This window comes from Nonomuraea sp. NPDC049419 (assembly GCF_040676995.1).
GTDB classification, from domain to species: Bacteria; Actinomycetota; Actinomycetes; order Streptosporangiales; family Streptosporangiaceae; genus Nonomuraea; species Nonomuraea salmonea.
This window is the reverse complement of sequence record NZ_JBFAQB010000035.1, coordinates 32,734-53,463: the sequence shown is the minus strand read 5'-3', so window position 1 is coordinate 53,463 and position 20,730 is coordinate 32,734. Positions and strand designations below refer to the sequence as shown.

Here is a 20,730-nt window from a genome sequence, read left to right as displayed (position 1 = left end):
TGGAACCCGGCCACCGCAGCCGGACTGCCCAACATCGACTACCTCGACCTCGGCGCCACGACCGGCTGACTCCTCACCACGAGCGGTTCAGGAGGGCACCGGGACCTCCGTTGCTGCGCCCGGGAGCGGCCGTGCCTGCCACCGCCCCGGTCCTGGACGTCACTGCTTCCCCTCCGCCCGGGTATCTCGCGAGATTCCGATTCTGTGAACGTTCACAGAACAAATCTCCTGAATTTTGCACGAACGTACATGTCTTTCCCAAGGGAAGCGCTCCCTGACTGCATGGCATCCGTCCACACCAAGACGCCAACGCGTAGCCGCACACCTCGAGAGGAAACATGATCCATAGATATGGGACGCGCGTCACCGCAGCACTCACTGTGCTCGTGGCCGCGCTGGTGGCGGGGATGTTCACAGCGCCCGCACCGGCGCACGCCACCTTTGGCACCGCGGACATCAAGCCGATCGAGAGCAACATCGCCGCCAAGTTCTGGGCCTCCGCCACGGCAAGCAGCGGCTTACCCACCGCCCGACTGGCCATTGACGGAGACCCGACGACGTCCTGGTACGCGGACGGCCCCAGCGCCCGACAGCGGCTGACCGTCGACCTTGGCGGCGCCTACGACAACCTGCGGAAGGTCAAGGTGATCTTCGCTGACCCTGGCGTGGTGTACCGGTACATCATCGAAGCCTCATCCGACGGGCGCCGGTGGACCAAGATCGCCGGCAAATTGCGCAACCGAGCCGCGTCACGGGGAGCGGTGCACCTGTTCACCCGGCCGGGAACACGCTTCGTCCGGCTCACGGTCACCGGCGCGTCAGGCCACTCCAAGGTCGGGGTGAGCGAGATCCAGATCTTCAACTACCTGCGCGACGACCTCATCCTCGGCGCCGACCTGTCCTGGGTGGACGACGTCCAGACCCAGGAATACTGGGTCAACCCCCTGGCCGCCGACCGGGGCGCCGGACCGCACCTACTCGACGTGGCCAAGGACCGCGGCATGGAGTACACCCGGCTGCGCATCTTCAACGAGCCGAGGGACGAAAGCACCGGCGAACCCACACCGATCCCACGCCAGGGGCCGGAACGCTCACTGCAGTCAGCACGATGGATCAAGGACCGGAGCATGGGCCTCGGCATCGACTTCCACTACGCGGACTCCTGGGCGGACCCGTCCAAGCAACCGAAACCGCGCGCCTGGGCCGAGTTGGAGTTCGACGATCTGACGCAGGCGGTGTACGACTTCACCGGCGACTACCTCCGCCGGCTGATCCAGCAGGGCACCACGCCGGACAAGGTCGCCGTCGGAAATGAGATCATCAACGGCTTCCTGTACGGCAGCGAGGCAGCCCTCATCGGCACGACCAACCCGCCGTACTTCGTCAACCAGGCCGACATCTACCAGTCGAGGCCCGGCGGCGGCCTGCTGTGGCGCTACTGGCAGTCGACCGACCCGGTCGAGCAGCGGCTTTACAACGAGGCGTGGGACCGGTTCACCACGTTGGCCGCGGCCGGGATCAAGGCCGTCCGCGATACGTCGCCGAAGACCAAGGTGGAGATCCATGTGATCGTCGACGCCGGGCGGCTCGCCAAGACCATGGAGTTCTGGAGCCAGTTCCTCACCCGGGTCAAGGCCAAAGGCCAGAACCCCGACGTGCTCGCGATCTCGTACTATCCGGAGTGGCACGGTTCGCCTGACGCACTGGATGTCAACCTGCACACGATCGCGACGACCTACCCCGACTACGAAGTCGAGATCGCCGAGACCGCCTACCCCGCGTCCGGCGGCGACGGCTCGCCGTTGCCCAACTCACCCTTCCCACGCACCATCCAGGGTCAAGCAGACGCCATCCAGCGGGTCTTCCAGGCCGCCAACGACGTGGTCGACAACCAGGGCACCGGCGTGCTGGTCTGGGAGCCGGCGGGCTACCAGACGATGTTCCGGGCCGTGCCCGAGTTGCCCAACACCTGGGAGCCGCACGCGTCGATCAACGTGTACAACGCGAGCCAGGCCAGGCACATCCTTGAAGACTTCGTCTACGTCACCACCGGGGCAGGCAGGCCTCCGGCACTCCCCTCCTCCATCCACAAGCTCACCACCGCAAGCAACGCCATCACCACAATCCGCGTTCACTGGCAGGCGCTGCCGGACGGAGCAACCGACACGCCCGGTGAGGTCGTCGCCGTCGGGATGACGGCGCTGGGCAAGGTCACCGCAGTCATCGACGTCATCTAGACACTCTCAAAAGGCCCGTCGAGGCGTGTTGAGACCCAGGCGACGGCCCGACGAGTCGGCGGAAGGCCACATACGCGTGTCGCATGTGGCCTTTCCGCTCGGCCGCTACGTGAGCTGACGGTGCGCATCAACCAGTTGGAGAAGCAGCTGAAGCAGCTCGTGCAGTCCATGGCCCCGCAGTTGCTGGACGTCGTCGCCGCTCTGCGTCAAGGGGCCTTGAGCAGGGTGAGGAAACTGTCCAGTTGTGCGGGGAGGGTCTGGATGGTTTCCAGTGCGGGCATGAGGGTCGCGGTGATCTGCGCGCCGAGCAGCGCGGTGAGCAGATGCCCGATGATGTGTTCGTCGGGGATGGGAGTGCGGATCTCCCCGGCCTCTCGCGCTTCGGTGAGTTAGCGCTGCAGGTGTTCGCGCCACTCGCGCATGACGTGCTCGTGCCGGGCCGCCAGGTGGGGACTGGTGAGAGCTTTGTGCCAGAACGGGATGACGATGCGGGCCTCGTCCAGGGTTGTTTCATCCAGCGGCAGGATCTCCTGGCAGTAGGCGCGCAGGGCCGTCAGGCCGTGTTTGCCGCTGGTGGCGGCGGCCATGCGGTCCTACCGGCGAGCGCGGGCCGATGACCACTACTGCGGCTCGCTGTACAGCTCTTTGACTTCGGCCAGCCCGACCTTGGTCCTGCCGGAGCCCGGCAGTTTCGCAACCCGGACGAGGCGGACTGGGAGGAGGACATCCTGTAGATCGTGGTAGGGCCCGGGACTCCTGAAGTTGCGGTGCACCCGCAAAGTAGAAGCATTCGCGCAGTTTACGGTGGGCCGCGGTCGGCGACAGGGCCGTGATCGCCGAAGTTCAGAGAACTCGTGAATCACTCTTAAGATCACTCAAGAACAGCCCCCCACAGGAAGAGCTCACGCATGCGCACCATTTACGCCGTCACCCATCCGGAGGCGACGCACCACGTCGAGGGGGTCGTCGGCGGCTGGCATGATTCGCAGCTGACACCAGCCGGTCTCAGCGCGGCAGCCTCCATTGCCCAGGCGCTGCGGGCTCAGATCCCGGACGGCGTCGATGTGGAGCTCATTTCCTCGGATCTGCAGCGCACCCGGCAAACGGCCGAGAAGGTCGCCGAGCCGTTCGGCGTGAGACCAATCCTGGACCACAGACTGCGGGAGAAATCCTACGGAGAGGCGGAGGGAAGGCCACAAGAGTGGCTGGACCAGCGATTCGTCCCGCCGCCGGCTGTCGGGGAGCGGTTGGAGCACGACGAGGGCGTGGAGGGAGCCGAGACCAAGGCGGCGTTGGCGCAGCGTATCTACGCGGCCATGGACGAGATCTTGCAGCGCCCGTGTGAACACCAGATCATCGTGACGCACGGTGGCGCCCTGACAATCATCGTGGCGTCGTGGATCAAGATGCCGATCAAAGCGGTCGGCCATGCCTTTTTCCGGGCGCCGTCAGGCAGCATCACCACGCTGCACGAAGACGACTTTTACTACAACCGGCAGGTCGTCAGTCTCGGTGACACCCGTCATCTCGACTCTGGCGAAGCTGGCTGACCTCTGCCCGGCCCGGCCGCCGAGCTCAGTCCATCCCTTGAGGGCGGTAACGGTCGATTGCGCCCCCATAGGGCGATCGATCAAGCCGCCAGCCGCCGCGGCCACGGCTACTCGGTCCGCATCACGGCCCCGGTCTCACTCCACCGCGCCGCGCTGGAACGGAGTGCCGCCCTTGCCGAGGCCGCCCCGACCGAGCGCAGGGCGCACCGCGTGTACGCCGCCCGCATCACAGCCATTCAGGCCACCCCACTGCATCCCTCATGACCTGCGAGACGCAATTTGAACAGAGAGTCACGGCAAGCCGCTCAACGCTGCCCTGCTAACGGGACTTTTCGTGCGGATGCTCGTCATGCCCCGATGCGCACCGGCGCGTGGTCGCCATCGCCGTGGACGGGCTGCGCGCCTGCCATCCGCGCCCGCTGCCCGGCGGCCCGCCCACCGACCGGCTCTTCACCGACCGCTGAGTGCACGAAAGCGGGTGATCTCCACCGGCGCTGCGTGAGGCGGGGCTCATCCGGCAGCGCGACGACGGCACCCGCCGATGGACCACCCTGCGGGAGCAGGATCTTGAGAGCCGCTGCCCCGGGTTGGCGGACGTCATCGTGACCGCTTATGAGAGGCCGGCGGGGGGATCGCACTGATGAGCGTGAACGAGGGGCTGGACGGGCTGAGTTCGGTCGACTGGACGAAGCTGCACCACGCCTACGGCACGGCCGAGGACGTTCCCGGGCAGGTGAGAGCGCTGCGGTCGGCGGACGGAGACGAACGCGGGCGTGCGCTTCACGAGCTGTATGGGAACGTCTACCACCAGGGGACCCGGTGGCAGGCGAGCGGCCACGTCGTGCCGTTCCTGGCCGGGCTGGTGGACGACCCGGCGACACCGGACCGCGTGGCCGTGCTCGGCCTGCTGCGCGCCGTCGCGCTCGGGGATTGCGACGACACCTGGCTGCCCTTCGATCCCGGCCGGGCCTTCGCCCAGGCCTCCGGGGTCACCGATGGTGATGTGGCCAAGGTGCTGGACTGGCTCTATGGTGGCGCGGCTGAGGAGGACGGCTCGGCCGAGAAGGACGGCTCGGCCGAAGAGGGAGGTGAAGGCGGCGAAGGTGATGAAGCCGGAAAGGGCCGGGAGGGCGGCGAGGATGTGGCTGATGCCGTCGCGGCGGCCTGGGACCGCGACGCCTACCTCGCGGCTGCCGCGATCAGCGACCGCTTCGCCGCTTGGCTCGACGATCGCGACCCGATGATCGCGGCGAACGCCGCCGAGCTGGTGACCTGGTTCCCCGCCACCGAGCCCGTGATCTCCCGCCTGCTGCGGCTTCCCGCCGCCGGGGGATACGAGGTGGCACGCGCCAGCGCCAACCTCAGCCTTGCCTACCTCGCCCCGGACGACCCGGCGATCGACGGCAGGCTGACGGAGCTGCTCGCCGCCGAGTCGCCGGGTGTGCGGCTCACCGCGGCGGTCGCTCTCGCGTTCCGGATCGGTGATCTCCTCCCCGACGCCGGCCTGCAGGCACTCGCGGAGGCCCGCGACCACACCGCCGAACTCGACGCCCGCATGTTTCCCATCCCCTGGGACCGATCGCTACTTGGCTTCGCCGCACTGGCACTCCAGCGGATCGGCCTGTCCCCCTGACCCGCGGCGGGGCTTTGAGAGCACGCGGCGGACACCCGGAAGGCGGCGGATCGGGCCGGCGAGGGCGAAACACGCCGGGAGCACCACGACGACGGCGAGCAGGAACCTTGTGGTATCGCCTCGGAGATCGAGCCGCAGATCCAGATCTGGGAAAGGTCCGTCATGCTCCGATTGTGGCAGCGAACCCAGTGATCACTGTGGGCTGTGCCCTTTTGGCTTTGCTGGGAAGGGCATGTGCGATGCGTCCATTGCGCCACCGCTCTGCCGAATCTCACCCGTAAGTGGACCTTTCCGAAACGCAGAGACGTAACGCGACGGACCTCGCAGCGCTCTCGCGACGGAGCTCGCAGCGCTCTGTGGAATTGTCGTGTCCATGAGTGTGGGTGACCCGGCTGGCTGGTCGAACGACCGGAAGAACTCGCCGGCGCCGGCGTGCCGCGGCGCGTGCCGCGACTGACCGCTATCGCGGGTGGATGGACCAGCTCGACGCCCAGATCAACGAGCTGGCGGAGCCGCCGAACGCATCGGTCTCGATCGCCGCGTGCGTCGCGGTTGCCGCCCAGCTCGCGCTGGGCCACGCGGTCGAGTTGCTGTCGGTCTTGCATGGCCAGGACCTGGAAGCCGAAGCAGGCAACGCCCTGATCCGATGGTGCCGCGGCCGCCGGCAGGCCGGGCGAAACGCCCCTCGCACCAGTGCGTGGGAGTCCGTGCGGGCTGAGGCGGGCCGGATCAACTAGGTGACACCATGTCTGCTTCCTGGGACCTCAAACACCGGCTGACCGATGCGGTCAACGCTCACGACCTCGAGAGACTGCTCGACTGCTACAGCGCGGACGCTGTCTACGTCACACCATCGGGCACAGGGGAAGGGCATGAGCAAATCGCCTGACTCTATGAGCAAGACTTCAAGACATTCCCAGACTTCATTTGACGCCGTGGTTTGAGCTCGCTGACTGCGATAACCCGGCCGTCACGGAATGGACACGTGGTACGGTCACGCCAGGTCGCCCGCAAACCCGCGAGCCTGTCGCACGTGGAGGCGGCGGCGCTTCCGCTGGCGGGGCTGACCGCCTGGCAGTCCCTGGTCGACACCGCCCAGGTGGGGCCCGGTACGCGCGTGCTGATCCACGCGGCGGCGGGCGGCGTCGGCCATCTGGCGGTGCAGATCGCCAAGGCGCGGGGCGCGTACGTGATCGGCACCGCCGGCTCCGCCAAGCACGACTTCGTGCGCTCACTGGGAGCCGATGAGGTGATCGACTACACGGCTGTCGCGTTCGAGGATGTTGTCGAGCCCGTGGACGTGGTGCTCGACCTGGTCGGTGGCGAGACCCGCCGGCGTTCGCTGGAGGTGCTGGCCGAAGGGGGACTGCTCATCCCGCTGCCGCGCGGGCTGGATGTCTCGCAGGAGGCGGCAGGGCGCGGCCTGCGGGTGGCGCCCGTCATCGTCGAGCCCGACTACCGCGGCTTGGAGCACCTGGCCGAGCTGGCCGGCTCCGGAAGGCTGAAGGTCAGCGTGTCCCGGGAACTGCCGCTGGCACAGGCCGCCGAGGCTCACCGGTACATCGACGGCGGGGGCGCCACCGGCAAGACCGTCCTCACTGTGATCGCCCTGAGCTGATCGCGGGGGACGGCACCATTGCGCCTGCCGAAATCTCATTTTTCTCAGCCTCCGGTTCCCGCCACGTTCCTTCTGGACCAGGCGGCGGTCAACTCGGCAAGCACGAGCTCCTCCTCGACCCGTCTGCCGCGTCGCTCCATCGCCACGGTCGGCCCCGGCTCCCAGCGGCGTAGGGCGTGCCTGCCCGGGCAGTGGCGACGACGAGGGCATGGCTTGGTAGGAGGCGGCAGTGAAGCGCCATGGCAGGAACCTGAGCCGTTCGTGAACCGGCGATGGCGATCCCCCCAGTCGATCCCGACAACGAGACCGCTGCCCAGATCGCCGCCCAAGCTGCCGTGCACCGGAGCCGCTACGCCCCCGGCGATCACCAACGGTGACAATTCTCCCCCTCCCGACCACGAATACAACACCGTTGATCACGAAACCTCACCGGTTCTGACCCCCGACTACATCCGCGACCTCGGCTACCCAGTCTCGGACACGGTGCTCACGATCGACCTGATCGACCTACGGGTGACCCCACTGCGCCAATCACCACCAGGTTGGCGGCTTTAGGGCTCGATGCCGGCGGTCGCGCTCACCCTGGCCACGGTCTCCTGCACGCCCGCCGGCCGGGTGCTCCCGCTCGGCGTCGTCCGATGACAGTGGCCGACGCTGTGACCTGCGCGCTGTCCTGTAGCGGTGTGTGTGCGCTCGCCTGACACGTCATCGAAGTCGGCAGTGACAGATGATTGTGCCGCCCGTTCGCCGGCATTCTCACTCACAACAGAGCTTGGGAAGGAGGGCCTTTCGCGTTAGCGGTGCGAGGGAATCCTTCCTGCGTTTTTTGCGACACTGTGATGGTGCGGGAGCGGAGGGTGGCGGCCGACGCCATTCATGAGCGGCTCGCGGAGGCCCAGGCGGGACGTGGCGGGGCGGTGTTCGTCCACGGGGACGCGGGGATGGGGAAGACCTGGCTGCTCGGCGGAATCGCCGACGCCGGTTTCCACGTCGGACGCGCTCACGGCTCGCCCATCGCGTCGGGGGTCCCCTTCGATGTGATGACTCAGGCCCTGGCGGCACTCGGCGTCGGCGACCAGCCGACCGACACCCTGGCGGGCCGGTGTCACCGCATCTGGCAGGCGCTAAAGTCCTGGTCGGGCGATCCTGTGGTGCTGGTCGTCGACGATCTCCACTGGGCCGACGCCGACTCGCTCACGCTGCTGGCGTTCCTGTGCCGCCGCCTGGCCGCCTCCCGGGTAGCGGTCGTGGCGGCCCTCCGGGCGTGGCCGCCCGCCGCTCTGGACCTCGCGCGGGACCTGGAGGAGAGCGGGTGCGCGCGTACGGTCGAGCTCGGACCCCTGGGTGAGCGGTCCTCCGCCGCCTTCCTCGCCCGGCGGACCGGCCACGAGCTGCCGGCCCGGATGGCTCGCACAGTGTGGGCGATGTGCGCGGGCAACCCGCTGCTGCTCGACCACGCCGCGCGGCTGCTCGCCGACGGCGCGGACCTGGGCTCGCTGGAGACGCGATCGCCCGATCTCGCGGGCCGGGAGCTGCTGGTCCGGCGGTTTGTCGGGGCGACGCCCGAGGCGATGCGCTGCGCGCGGGCGGGCAGCGTCCTGGGGCTGTCGTTCGATCCAGGGGCGGCGATGGAGCTGGCAGGCCTGGACACCGAGGCGGGCGACGACACCGTCGCGGGTCTCCAGCGGGGGCGCCTCCTGCGGGAGGCTCCCGGCGGGCGGGTCGAGTTCGTCCATCCGCTGTTCCAGCAGATCCTCTACGAGGAGATGCCGACCTCGACTCGCTTACGGCTGCACGCGCTGGCGTTCGCCCTGCTGATGCGGCGGGGGTCGCGGGCAGAGGCGGCCGAGCACGCGCTGCGCGGGAACCTGGCCGGCGACCGGCATGCCGTCGCCGCGCTGGAACGGGTCGGCCGCGACGCGCTGGCCGCCGGCGCGACCGAGACGGCCGCGCGCTACCTGGCGGGCGCCCATCGCCTGGCCGGAGACCACGCCAACCCGGGGCTGGGGCTGGCCGCAGGCCAGGCCCTCATGGCGGTCGGCCGGGCCGCGGAGGCGGTCGCGCTGCTCGGGGCCGTCTCCCGCCATCCCGCCGCCGACGTGGAAACTGCCGCGCAGGCCGCCTGGATGGCCGGCCGCGCCGGTTTCCTCACCGGCGACCATCGACAGGCCGAACGCGACCTCGACCGGGCCGCCGGACTGGCCGCCGAGCGTGCCCCTTCGATCGCCGTCGAGGCGCTGCTCGACCACGCCAACTTCCAGCACCTGATCCACGGAAGCCGGGCGCTCCCCTTCGCCGCCCGGGCCCGCGACCACGCCTGGGAACATGCGGCCGGCGTCGGCGCGGCCCTGCGCCGGAAGGTCGCCTCCGCGCACGGCTACATCGCCTACCTCGGCGCTGACCTGGCCGGGCTCGACGAGGTCGTGCGGGCGGCCCGGGAGATCGAGGACGACCCGGAGGCCCAGCTGACCGACGTGCAGGGCACCTGGGGGGCGCTGAGCAACCACGCCTTCGCCGCGAAGTGGGCCGAGCGCTTCGACGAGTGCGAGCAGGCGTTCACCCGGGTGATCGCCGCCGCCGAGCGCGCCGGGGCGATCGGCACCCTGAGCATGCTGTACGCCTCCCGCGCCGAGTTCATGGTGCGCGTCGGCCGGCTCCGCGAGGCCTTCGCGAGCGTGGAGCAGGCCCGGGCCGTCAAGGATCTGGCCCCGATCTCGGAGCGCTACGTGGCCGCCGCCCAGACCTGGCTCCTGCTGCTGTCGGGCGACTTGGAGGAGTGCGAGCGACGCTGCGCCCAGGTCGAGCACAGCGCGTCGAACCTGAGCGACGTCGGCACCCTGATCGTCGTCTGGTACGTCCGGGGCCGCCGCGCCCTCCACGAGGGCGACCTCGCCACGGCATGCGCGCAGTTTGACCTGCTCGACGAGACGACCCAGCGGGTCGGCATCTTCGAACCGTGCCTGGTCCCCTTCGCGCGGGACGCCGCCGTGGCGTACACGAGAATCGGGCGGCGCGAGTCAGCAGAGCGGCTGGTCGCGCGGCTAGAAGCGGTCTCGGAGTCGCTGCCCTGCGTCTGGCCGCGCATCGCGGCCGCGACCGGGCGGGCCCTCCTGGCCGACGACCCCGCCGTGACGGAGGCCGAGTTCGCGACGGCCCTCGACCTGCACGACACCACCGACCAGCCCTTCGAGAAGGTGGAGACCCAGCTCCTCTACGGCGCCTGGCTACGCCGGACCGGCCGGCCCGCGCGGGCCAGGCCGATGCTCGCCGACGCAGCGGCCACGGCCGCCCAAGCCGGGGCACGGTGGCTGGCCGCACGGGCGCACGAGGAGCTCCGCCGCGCCGACGGCCGCCGCCGTACCACTGACCCCCAGGCGCTGACCCCCGCCGAGACCCGGACCGCGACCCTGGCCGCCCAAGGACTCACCAACGCCGAGATCGCCGAACGGCTGTCGATCACCGTCAGAACCGTGGAGACGCACCTAGGCAGGGTGTACACGAAGCTGCGAATGTCCCGCCGCGACCTCATTCGGCGTGGTGTGACGCCCTAAACATCCGTGGTTCCCCCGATGCCCGCGTGAGCGGCCCGACCCGATCCTGGGTGTACCGAACCCACCCGTTGATCCGGCAGGCCCCTTCAGGCGCTCATCGAATTCGCGAATCTGTCTCGCGCGGTACGCACCTGCGCCGGAGAGCACCAGGGCGCCAATTTCAAGGAGAAACATGGAGAAAGACAGCAGCGGATCGATGCCCCGCCGAATCATGATCAGAACGGGCACGGCCGCCGGGCTCGGAGCCATCGGCCTGGCGGCGGTCGCCGCGAGGCCGGCCTCGGCCGATCCGGCGCCCCACTCCAGTCGTCTGTCGCAGAAGGCTCCCCCCAACTGGAAACTCCCCGGCGAACAGATCACATTCCAACCGGCCGACTTCGACGTTCTGGATCTGACCCTGCATGTCGTCCCCGAACTCAGGATCTGCGCCCTGGCGGTGAAGCTGGCGGAGGAAACCGGCGTCCGCTATCCCATCACGAGTCACGCGACCATCGCCGGCCTGCTGCCCGGCAAGAAGTTCAGCGCCGCCGGGCATCACATCACCGCCGCGGCGATAAGCCGGTACGTCCCCAAGGAGTTCTTTCCTATCAACCACCCGGGCGAGTTGGCGGAGCGGCTCTACATGGCGCTGCTGCGGTGCCGCGCCGAGAGTTCGGCGCTGATGGCGCGGCGGTCCACGCCAGCCGGTGCGACACCGGCGTCGGAGCAGTGATTCCGATGTCGACCACCCAGTACGCACTCTGCGACCCATCCATATGGACGGCGCTGTACAACGGCCCGAGCTTCGGGGCCATGAACCTCACCCACCGGCCGGGCGACGGGCTCGTGACCGTCGAATGGCGCCGGTACGGCGCGGACCCGCCGTTCTACGCCAATGGCACCGTGCACAACCTCAGTGGCACGACGACCATCTGGCACGGGGTGCCGACGGCGTACGTCCGGATCGAGGTCAGACCGATCGGACGTTTCGCCTACCTCATGGTCGCGTGAACGGGACGTCCACGTGCTCGGGCCCCGGGAAACCGGGGCCGCCCACTGCCGGCGCGCGCCCGTGGTCGTCCAGCTCGGCAAGGACTCCAGGGCGCTCCAGCCGACGATCATGTGGTGCGCGCTGCCCAGGGGCGGTCGTTGCGCTCGATCTGGTCTTGGTGCTACTGAAGGGAAGTTCACCTCGTGTCCGCTGTCCCGGCTGACCCCGGCCGGGACGGCACCCCACGCTCCCGTCGTGGCGCCGCCGCCGAGAGCCTTGGCCAGGTCAGCGGCCTTGGCCTGATCGCGGCCCATGACCTCGACGGTGTTGCCGCCCGCTACCGCCCGTGCTCCGATGGTGCGGGCCATGTTGCCGGTGCCGATGATGCTGATGTTGCTCATGAGATGTCCTGCCTGGTGGTGGTGATTCGGTTCAGATGGCGGTGGTGCCGCCGTCGACGACGAGTTCCATGCCGTTGACGTAGCTGGAGTCGTCGGAGGCGAGGAAGAGGGCGGCGGTGGCGATTTCGTCGGGACGGCCCATCTGGCCGCGGGGGATGAGGGACTCGAACTGGCGCTTGGTGGCCTCGTCGAAGAGCTCCTCCTGCTTGGCGGTGGCGACCTGGCCGGGGGTCAGGACGTTGACGCGGATGCGGCGGTCCTTGAGCTCGTTGAGCCAGACGCGGGCCCAGGCCTGCTGGACGGCCTTGCTGCCGGCGTAGACGCTCCAGCCGGGGAAGGCGCCGAGGGAGGCGTTGGAGCCGGTCATGAGGATGGAGCCGCCGTCGTTGAAGAGCGGCAGGGCCTTCTGGACGGTGAACAGGGTGCCGCGGGCATTCAGCCCGAACCAGGTGTCGAACTGGGCCTCGGTGATCTCGCCGAGCGGAGCGGGCTCGCCCCCGCCCGCGCTGGCCCACAGCACGTCGATGCTGCCCTTCTCCTGCTTGACAGTGTCGTACAGGCGGACCAGGTCGTCCAGGTCGGCGGCATCGCCCTGGACGCCTGTGACGTTGCGGCCGATCTGCTTCACGGCCTCGTCCAGGGCGCCCCGGCGGCGGCCGGTGATGAAGACGTGTGCTCCCTCGTCGACGAACAGCTTCGCGCCGGCCAGCGCCATGCCGGTGGTGCCGCCGGTGATGACCGCTACCTTGCCGTCAAGCTTTCCCATGGTGATCCTTCAGGTCGGTGGTGCGTGCGCACCTGGGACGACGGCGCTATGTACACCGTTCGGTGTGCTTACCGTACGGGGCGGGTGGCCGGGACGCAAACTTAAGTACACCGATCGTTATCCAGTTCGGGTAGCATGGGCCCGTGACGGAGTTGGAGAAGGGCCCCAGGGGCCGCCGCCGCGGCCGGGGCGCCCGCGAGCGCATTCTGAGCGCGTCCCGGCAGCTGTTTCGCGAGCAGGGCATCAACCGCACCGGCATGGAGCAGCTGTGTGCGGCGGCCCAGGTGTCCAAGCGCACGGCCTACCAGCACTTCACCGGCAAGGACGAGATCGTCGCCGAGTATCTGCGCCGGTTCGACCCCTCCGTTCTATCCGGCGTGTTCGACCGCACCGACCTGACGCCCCGCGAACGGCTCCTCGCCGCCTTCGACATCCCTCCCAGCACCCCCCTGTGCCCCTACATCGCCGCCGCCGTCGAACTCCACGACCCCGAGCACCCCGCCTCCCAGTACGCACGCGACTACAAGAAAGCCGTCGCCGCGCGGCTCGCCGACACCGCCCGCGAAGCCGGCGCCGCCGAGCCTGAACAGCTCGGCGAGCAGCTCGCGCTGCTCATCGACGGCGCCGCGGCGCGCACCCGGGTTCTCGACGCCGACGCCTTCCCCACCGCCGCCGCCATCGCCGCCGTCCTCATCGACAACGCCATCCCCGCGTCATCTCCCGGGCAGGCCGGCGATGACCGCAGAACTACCGGGTCTGCTCCCGTTCCGGTGGGAGGCCGATGACGGCCCGATCATGGGCTTCGCGGGCCCGGCGAACGCGCCACCGCCCAGCTCAAGTGCCGGCGCATCCTGCACAACGGGTCTGTCCAGTGGACGGCTCCGGCCCGTGATCGGTGATGGCGCTGGATGATCCCTGCCGGGCTGCGCCGTGCCGAAGATCGACGATCTTACAGATGTCGTGTTCGCGGGACTGTCCGCCCTGGTCATCGAGGGCGTAGAGGACGAGGGCGACCGCATTCCGAAGGTCCGCACGAAAATGGGCGTGACCGCCGAGACGATCACGCCCACCTTCTCACTCCGGGGTCAGGTCAGTGGCCGCCACGGGCCGTGCGGGTTGCCCGGCTCCTGGTCGCGGGTCCACCACTTGGCCTCGTACCGCTTCCCGTCGTGCTCCGCCACCTCACCGGCGACGAAGATCCGGCTCGCGGTCCAGACGGCGGTGCCGTCGGCGGTCGTGGCGATCTCCTGCCACGGCCCGTACGGGTCGCCCGGCTTCTGGTTCTGCGTCCACCACGACGCCCGCCAGACGGCGCCGCGATAGGTCACCTCGTGCCCCGCCGTGTAGACCGTCCTGGCGTCCCACTCGGGCTGCGACGGCGTCGCGTCCACGGTGAAGGTGCTGACGGCGCTGCGGGTCACGTGGCCGGCAGCGTCGCGCAACTCGGCGTACCACTCGTAGGAGCCGCCGCCCTTGAGCCCGTTCAGCACCACCGAGACCTGCTCGGCGCCTACCGCGGTGCGCACGTCCCCGACCTGCCGGCGCGCGCCGGCCGCGGCGGTGAGCGCCTTGGCCGTGAGGGTCCGCTTCGTGGTGCCGCCGAGGTCGATCTCCAGGGCGAAGTTCTCCGAGTCCGCGCCGTGGAAACCGGGGATCGCGCCCGCCGGCACGCTGTGGTGCCAGTTGCCGTCGGACGTGGCCTTGCCCAGCAGGGGCGACCAGGTGTTGAAGTAGATCAGGTCGTTCTCGGCGTCGACGCTGATGTGCTTGAGGTACTCCTGGCCGCCGTACACGCGCGACTGGTAGTCGGTCAGCACGCCGTAGACGCGGTTGCCGCCCGCCGTCTGCCGCCAGGCGACGCCGGTGCCGGCGATGTGGCCGCCGAGCACCAGCTTGACGTTCGGGTACGGATCGATCAGCGCCTGGGTGACGTTGCCGTTGGACCAGCCGTTGACGCCCTGGTTCACCGAGTTGTGGTTGGCCAGGATCACCGCGTGGTCCGGGTGGGCCTCGATGACCTTCTTGCCCCAGGCCAGCCCGGCGTCATCGGCGTTGTCGGCGGAGAAGAAGCCGACGGTGAGCAGCAGCAGCTTCGCCCCGTCGATCTCGGCTGTGTAGTAGTAGTTGTCGATGTCGTCGCTGCCGCCGAACTTCCAGGGGCTGCCTTCGAGGCTCTTCTCGAAGCGCTCCATGGGGAAGTACTTCGGCAGCATGACGCGGCCGTTGCGGGCATCGGAGTAGTCGTGGTTGCCCCACGAGATCATGTAGGGCAGTTTCGCGTCCTCCAGGGCCCGCGCCGACGGCTCGGCGTTGACCCACTGGTACTCCTGCGACAGGTACTCGCGGTTGACCCAGTCGCCCGACTGCAGCACCAGCTTGGTCTTGCGCTCCTTCGCGACCTCGGCGACGTACTCGAACTGGTGCGTCATGAGGTCGGGCGTCGCCTGCGCGTACAGCTGGGAGTCCGGCACGTGGTCGAACGCCCAGTCGTAGCGGTCGGCGGTGGGCATCGACTCGATGTCGTCACCCTCCTGGCCGGGCATCGCGGTCAGGCCGCGCCAGACCAGCAGGTGCAGCCGCCCGCCTGACACGACGTTCTCGCCGCCGCGGGCGGTCACGTCGAGCTGGATCTCGGCGCCGGACGGGTCGGAGCCGGTGTCCTTCAGGATCCAGCGGCCGGCCGTGTGGTCGTACACGTGGGCCGAGATCGTGCGCTCGTCGCCCGAGCCCGTCCAGGTCAGGTGGAACTCCTGCTGCGCCGCCTGCTCGGCGGTCAGGGAGATCTCGTAGATCTGGTACGGGTTCTCGTTCGTGCCCTCGGTCGTCGGCAGCAGCTGCTCGCTGACGGTGCCGCTGTCCGGCTTGAGCGCGTCGGGCACCCGGTCAGGGGTGGTGCCGGTGCGTACCACGACGTTGGAACCGGTCAGCGGGATGGTCGGGCCGGCGTGGAACGTGGCCTCCACCCGCTCGCGGTCCTTCGTCTGCGGCGTCGCGCTCAGCGTGACGCTCGGGTTCTGCCCGGTCGCCGACTCGGCGTCGTCGCCGACCTTCGGGGAGGCGGGCGCCACGGTGTCCTTGACCGTGACCGGCACCTCGACCGGGGTGGCGACGTCGCGCCCGCCGGAGCCGGGCTTGCCCGGCTTGCCGGCGGCGGCGGCCGTCACCGTGAGCGTCTGCTCGCCGTTCTCGTTCACGGGCACGGGGACCGTGAACGGCCCGGCGTCGACCTGCTGGGTGAGCACCTTCTTGCCGGCCACCTGCGCGGTGAGCACGGCGCGCCGGCTGACGGTGCCGGTCACCTCGACCAGCCCGGCCTCCAGCGAGCTGCCCGCCCGCGGGGTGCCGACCATCAGCGTCAGGCGCTCGTCCTCGCGCTCGACCCGCTCGCCGAAGCTCACGGCGTCGCCGAACAGGTTCGCGTACCGGAAGGACTCGAAGGCCGGCGTGAACGCCACGCCCGCGATCTGCACCTCGTCCACCAGGCCGCGGAACGGCGTCCGCAGGGTGCCGTCGTTGGTGAAGAAGTCGCCGATCGTCGTCTGCACGGCCGGGTCGGAGAACGTGCTGCGGTACTCGACCATCTGGCTGTGCACCTCGCGGCCGTCCACGAACACCGAGTACGTCATGCCGTCGTAGGTCTGGGTGACCAGGTGCGGCTTGCCGTCGGCGGGGAAGTCGAAGCGGTGGCTCAGGTCGACGTCGCCGAACTCGAAGCTGTTGCCCGCCAGGCGCGTGCCGACCTGCTTCTCGGCCGGTCGCACGCCCTGCCAGAAGGTGAGCTGCCCGTCACCGGTCGCGCTCTCCTTCGCGATCACGGGAGCCGCCGCGCCCAGCGCGGCCAGGTCCTCCTCGGTGACGGAGTACACGCCGCTGATCGCGATGCGGTCGTGGCCGCCGCCGACGTCGCCCGGGTACTGCAGGCGTGAACCCGCGAACCGGGTCTGGCCGGTGCCCCGCTCGGAGGCGTCGCCGGCCAGGGCGTCGCCGACCACGAGGCCGGTCTGCCGGCCGGTGGAGTCGGTACGGCTCTCGCCGCTCGCGGTGGCGCTGGCGAAGTGCTCGACCAGCGAGTACTGCTCGCCCCACACGTCCGTGGGGTCGTTGCCCGGAGCGCCGCCGCCGAAGTAGGCCCACAGCTGGCGCGCCGACCTGGCGGGCAGGCTCGGCACCCGGACCCACACGGTCGAGGTGCCGCCAGGCTGCCAGGTCTCCACCTCGTGCGGCAGGGGCGCGCCGTCGGAGCCGAAGAAGGCCAGCTCGTCCCGCTCGACGCCGGGCGTGGACGGGATGCGCAGCTGCACCGGCGTACCGGTGAAGTCCGAGGCGGTGTCGTTGCGCACGGTGACCACCTGTCGGGCGGTCGCGCCGGCGTCGGCCCAGGCCACGGTCTTGCCGTCCGTGGAGACGAGGCCGCCCAGGACGCGCAGCCTCCGCTCGGCGTCCTCCAGGCGCTTCAGCCCGGTCAGGGCGCCGCGCTGCGCCTCGGTGAGGGCGTTGACGGCGGCGCGCGCGGCGGCCACCGCCTCGGCGTCCGCAAGCTTGACGTCCTGCGGCAGTTTGCCGAGCTGAGCGTCGACCGGCGCGATGGCGCGGTCGATGCCGAACCCCTCGAACAGGCGCGGCACGCCGCGCTCGCGGATGTCGTAGACGTTCACCGTGAGGCGGTCGGCCGTGACGTTGATCGCCGTGAAGTTCTCGCCCGCCTGCTCACCGGTGCGGTCGAACAGCCGCAGGTACGGCTCCAGCTCCACCCCCTGCGGATTGGTCGCCTGCGTGTAGTGCTTGGCCCCGGCGGTGTTCGGCAGGAAGTAGATGGTGCCCTTGGGGTCCACCGCGTACTCGACGCGCTTCCCGTTCCGCACCTCGGTGATCTTGGTGGTCTCGACGGGACGGGCCCCCTGGACCCCGCCGGGGTCGGCGGCCAGCACCTTGGACCGGCTCATCACGTGGTCGTGGCCCTGCAGCACCAGGTCGATGTCCAGCTCGTCGATCACCGGCACGAGCGTGCGGCGCATCGCCATGACGTCGCCGTCGTCCAGGTGGTTCGCCGTGGTGTAGGCGCCCTTGTGCATGACCAGGACCAGCCACGTGGCGCCGGCGTCGCGGGCGGCCTCGGCGTCGGCCTTCAGCCAGTCGAGCTGCTTGCCGGAGATGCCCTCGGCGCCGCCCTCGTTGGTGTTGAGCACCATGAAGTGCGCCTGGTTGTAGGTGTAGGAGTAGTACACGCCGGCGGAGCGGTCCTGGTCCTGCGGGCCCTCCAGCGTGAAGTGGTCGGCGAACGCGTTCTTGTGCGCGTCGTGGTTGCCCGGCGCCGGCGCGAACGTGGTCTTCAGCAGGCTCGGGCGGGCGGAGTCGAGCAGGTCCTTCCAGTCCTGCTCCCGGTCGCCCGCCTCGACGACGTCGCCGTTGTGCATCACGAACTCGGCGTCGGGCACGTGCTTGAGCGCCTTGGCGATGGTCTGCGCCGACAGCTCCGCCTCGGCCAGGTTCTGCGACTGCGTGTCGGTCAGGTCGATGAACGTGAAGTCCTCCTCCCCGCCCTTCGCCGTGACGAACGTGCCGGTCGCGCTCCACACCTGCTGCTCCGCGTCGCCCACGCGGTAGTAGTAGGTGGTGCCGGGCTTGAGGTCGCGGGCGACGGCGCGGAAGAAGCTCTCCCCGTCCTCGCTGTCCTCGCGCTGCGCCCCGACCGTCACCGTGGCCGAGCCCTCGGGGAACTCGCGGTCCGTGCTCAGCACGGCGGCGCCGCTCGTGTCCAGCGTCGAGTACCAGGTGAAGGCGCGCTGCGTGCCCGGGTCGCCGTAGAAGGTGGTGGCGATCCGGTTCGGGGCCTCGGCCGAGGAGACGTACTTCGGCACGGGGTGGCCGGCCTGGGCGTCCCAGCTCCACTTCTCGGCGAAGTCCCAGCCGAGTGCGGTGTAGGTGGCCTGGCGGGCGAGCGCCTCGGCCGCCGTGTCGGTCCCGTGCTGGTTCTTGGTGCCGGGGCCGGTGACCGGATTGCCGCCGATGGTGATCGCGCCGCTGGCGAGGTTGCTCTGCGCGGTCCAGCCGTCGTAGCCCGTGTAGCCGACGACGCGGCCGGCGAAACCGTCGATCTTGCCCTGGTAGGCGATCGTGCCGGCGAGCGCGACGTTGCCCGTGTACGAGCTGCCCGAGCTGGGGTTACCCGGGTAGGCCACGACGTGCGCCGCGTCGATGCCCCTGGTGCCGTTCGCGCCGCCGTCGGCGGCCACGGTGAGGTCCGCCTCGACGAGGTTGTCGCGGATCGACACGCCGTTGTTCGCGTACGACACGAGGCCCGCGGGCATCTTGTCCGCGCTGACCGTGGCGCGTACCCAGTTGTCGCTGACCGAGCCGCCGCGCAGCTCCGCGACCAGGCCCGCCACCTTCTCGGCACTCGTGGCCGTGAGCTTGGCGTCGAGCACGGTGTTGCCCGTCAGGGTCGCGTTCGTGGCGACGACGGCCAGGCCGGCCACGAACCCGGCGCGCGTGCCGCCGTCGGCCGTGACGCCCGCCAGGGTGAGGCCGCGGATGGTGCCGCCGTCGAGCCGGCGGACCAGGCCGAGCCGGTCGGCCTCGCCGCCGGCGCTCTCCTGCGGGCCGTACCCCAGGCCGCTGATCTTGTGCCCGGCGCCGTCCAGCACGCCCTCGAAGCGGTTGATGCCGCCGAACGGCTGACGCCCGGCGAAGTCGAGGTCGGCGGTCAGCACGAAGTGCCTGTCGCCGGCGTAGCGGGCGTTGCCCGCGTTGAGCTGGGCGGTGAGATGCTCCAGGTCCTCGGGGGAGCCGATCTCGTACGGCTGCTCCGCGGTGCCGCTGCCGAACAGCGTCCGGGTGTACTGCGGCACCGGGTGGCCCGCAGCGTCGTCCCAGCGCCAGGCGTTGGTGAAGTCCCAGCCCAGGCCCTCGTACGTGGCCCGCTGCGCGAGCTGCTCGGCCGTGGCGTCCGTGCCGTGCTGGTTCTTGGTGCCGGGGCCGGTGACCGGCTGCCCGGCGATGGTGATCGCGGCGTTGGCCAGGTTGTTCTCGGCCGTCCAGCCGTCGTAGCCGGTGTAGCCGATGACGCGGCCCACGAACCCGTCGGCCTTGCCCTGGTAGGCGATCGAGCCGGACAGCGCGACGTTGCCGGTGAAGGCGGAGCCGTTGGGCGTGCCCGGGTAGCCGACGATGAGGCCCGCGTCGATGCCGCGCGTGCCGCCGTCGCCGCCCGGGGCGGCCACCGTCAGGTCGGCCGCCGCCAGGTTGTGCCGGACCTGGGAGTTCTGGTTGACGTACGCGGCGATGCCGGCGGGCATCTTGGCCGCGCTCAGAGAGCCGGTGACGAGGTTGTCCTCGATGGTCCCGTTGTGCAGCTCGGCGGCGATGCCGCCGACCTTCTCGGCGCTGGTCGCCGTGAGCTGCGCGTTCTTCACGGAGGTGCCCGTGATGGTGGCGTTGGTGGCGATGACGGCGACGGTGCCGATCCAGCCGTTGGTGCTCGTGCCCGCGTCGGCGCGCACGCCGTCGAGGGTGAGGTTGCGGATCGTGCCGCCGTTGAGCCGGCGCACCAGGCCCAGGCGGTCGGCCTCGCCGCCCGCCGACTCCTCCCGTACGAGGGTCAGATCGCTGATCGTGTGACCCGCGCCCTCGAACGTTCCGGTGAAGGTGTTGATGCCCCCGAACGTGCCTCCGCCGAAGGTGACGTCGGCGGTCAGCCGGTAGGCCGCGCCGCCGTAGCCGCCCGGGTCGCCGTTGATCGCGCCGGCGACCGTGCGCAGGTCGTCGGCCGTGTCGATCTGGTACGGGTCGCGGGGGGTGCCGCCGCCGTCGATGCCGGGCAGCGGGTCCGCCGCGTGGGCCACTGCCGGTAATCCGGCCCCGATGGTGAGGACGGCGCCGAGCACGGCGGTGACCCGGGCGAGGGCGCGGGTGCGTGACAGGACATGGGATTGCATGCGGGGAGTTCATCGATCATCGATGAATGCGTTTCGGATGGTCGGTAACGCCAGAATGAACATCGCAATC

General features: G+C 69.9%; 13 protein-coding genes and 1 pseudogene. 10 read left to right on the top strand and 4 right to left on the bottom strand.

Annotated elements, in window-relative coordinates; all coding sequences use genetic code 11:
• Positions 1-386: 386 nt before the first annotated feature.
• A complete protein-coding gene (locus tag AB0K12_RS47035; protein WP_364575628.1) occupies positions 387-2,237 on the top strand; it encodes a glycosyl hydrolase 53 family protein in 1,851 nt (616 codons plus the stop codon).
• A gap of 389 nt (positions 2,238-2,626) precedes the next feature.
• Here the strand turns inward: AB0K12_RS47035 and AB0K12_RS47030 are convergent, their stop codons facing one another.
• A complete protein-coding gene (locus tag AB0K12_RS47030) occupies positions 2,627-2,824 on the bottom strand; it encodes a TetR family transcriptional regulator C-terminal domain-containing protein (RefSeq protein WP_364575626.1) in 198 nt (65 codons plus the stop codon).
• 321 nt (positions 2,825-3,145) lie between these two features.
• On the opposite strand from AB0K12_RS47030, the gene AB0K12_RS47025 reads away from it, so the two are divergent.
• The 8 genes from AB0K12_RS47025 to AB0K12_RS46990 all read left to right on the top strand — a co-directional run bounded on the left by AB0K12_RS47025 (position 3,146) and on the right by AB0K12_RS46990 (position 11,579).
• Positions 3,146-3,787 (top strand): histidine phosphatase family protein, encoded by a 642-nt coding sequence (locus tag AB0K12_RS47025; protein ID WP_364575624.1) that lies wholly within the window; start codon positions 3,146-3,148, stop codon positions 3,785-3,787.
• Between the two features lie 640 nt (positions 3,788-4,427).
• Positions 4,428-5,420, top strand: a complete 993-nt coding sequence (locus tag AB0K12_RS47020) for a hypothetical protein (RefSeq protein ID WP_364575622.1) — start codon at positions 4,428-4,430, stop codon at positions 5,418-5,420.
• Positions 5,421-5,893: 473 nt separating this feature from the next.
• On the top strand, positions 5,894-6,157 hold the full coding sequence (locus tag AB0K12_RS47015; RefSeq protein ID WP_364575619.1) for a hypothetical protein: 264 nt from the start codon (positions 5,894-5,896) through the stop codon (positions 6,155-6,157).
• 8 nt (positions 6,158-6,165) lie between these two features.
• Positions 6,166-6,309 (top strand): nuclear transport factor 2 family protein, encoded by a 144-nt coding sequence (locus AB0K12_RS47010; protein ID WP_364575617.1) that lies wholly within the window; start codon positions 6,166-6,168, stop codon positions 6,307-6,309.
• A gap of 96 nt (positions 6,310-6,405) precedes the next feature.
• Positions 6,406-7,038, top strand: coding sequence for an NADP-dependent oxidoreductase (locus AB0K12_RS47005; RefSeq protein ID WP_364575615.1), 633 nt, complete (start codon positions 6,406-6,408; stop codon positions 7,036-7,038).
• Positions 7,039-7,895: 857 nt separating this feature from the next.
• On the top strand, positions 7,896-10,589 hold the full coding sequence (locus tag AB0K12_RS47000) for an AAA family ATPase (RefSeq protein WP_364575613.1): 2,694 nt from the start codon (positions 7,896-7,898) through the stop codon (positions 10,587-10,589).
• A 172-nt stretch (positions 10,590-10,761) separates the two neighbouring features.
• On the top strand, positions 10,762-11,301 hold the full coding sequence (locus tag AB0K12_RS46995) for a hypothetical protein (protein WP_364575611.1): 540 nt from the start codon (positions 10,762-10,764) through the stop codon (positions 11,299-11,301).
• A gap of 5 nt (positions 11,302-11,306) precedes the next feature.
• A complete protein-coding gene (locus tag AB0K12_RS46990) occupies positions 11,307-11,579 on the top strand; it encodes a hypothetical protein (RefSeq protein WP_364575636.1) in 273 nt (90 codons plus the stop codon).
• Positions 11,580-11,822: 243 nt separating this feature from the next.
• Here AB0K12_RS46990 and AB0K12_RS46985 read toward each other — a convergent pair.
• Together AB0K12_RS46985 and AB0K12_RS46980 are read right to left on the bottom strand one after the other, a co-directional pair.
• Positions 11,823-11,960 (bottom strand): annotated as a pseudogene (locus AB0K12_RS46985) (NAD(P)-binding domain-containing protein); the annotation flags it as partial.
• 31 nt (positions 11,961-11,991) lie between these two features.
• Positions 11,992-12,726: an SDR family oxidoreductase gene (locus AB0K12_RS46980; RefSeq protein WP_364575609.1), complete on the bottom strand. Its 735-nt coding sequence runs from the start codon at positions 12,724-12,726 to the stop codon at positions 11,992-11,994.
• A 143-nt stretch (positions 12,727-12,869) separates the two neighbouring features.
• Here AB0K12_RS46980 and AB0K12_RS46975 point away from each other — a divergent pair, with 143 nt between their 5' ends.
• On the top strand, positions 12,870-13,511 hold the full coding sequence (locus AB0K12_RS46975) for a helix-turn-helix domain-containing protein (protein WP_364575607.1): 642 nt from the start codon (positions 12,870-12,872) through the stop codon (positions 13,509-13,511).
• A 300-nt stretch (positions 13,512-13,811) separates the two neighbouring features.
• On the opposite strand, the gene AB0K12_RS46970 is transcribed toward AB0K12_RS46975, so the two are convergent.
• Positions 13,812-20,660 (bottom strand): DUF2341 domain-containing protein, encoded by a 6,849-nt coding sequence (locus AB0K12_RS46970; protein ID WP_364575605.1) that lies wholly within the window; start codon positions 20,658-20,660, stop codon positions 13,812-13,814.
• Positions 20,661-20,730 lie beyond the last annotated feature (70 nt).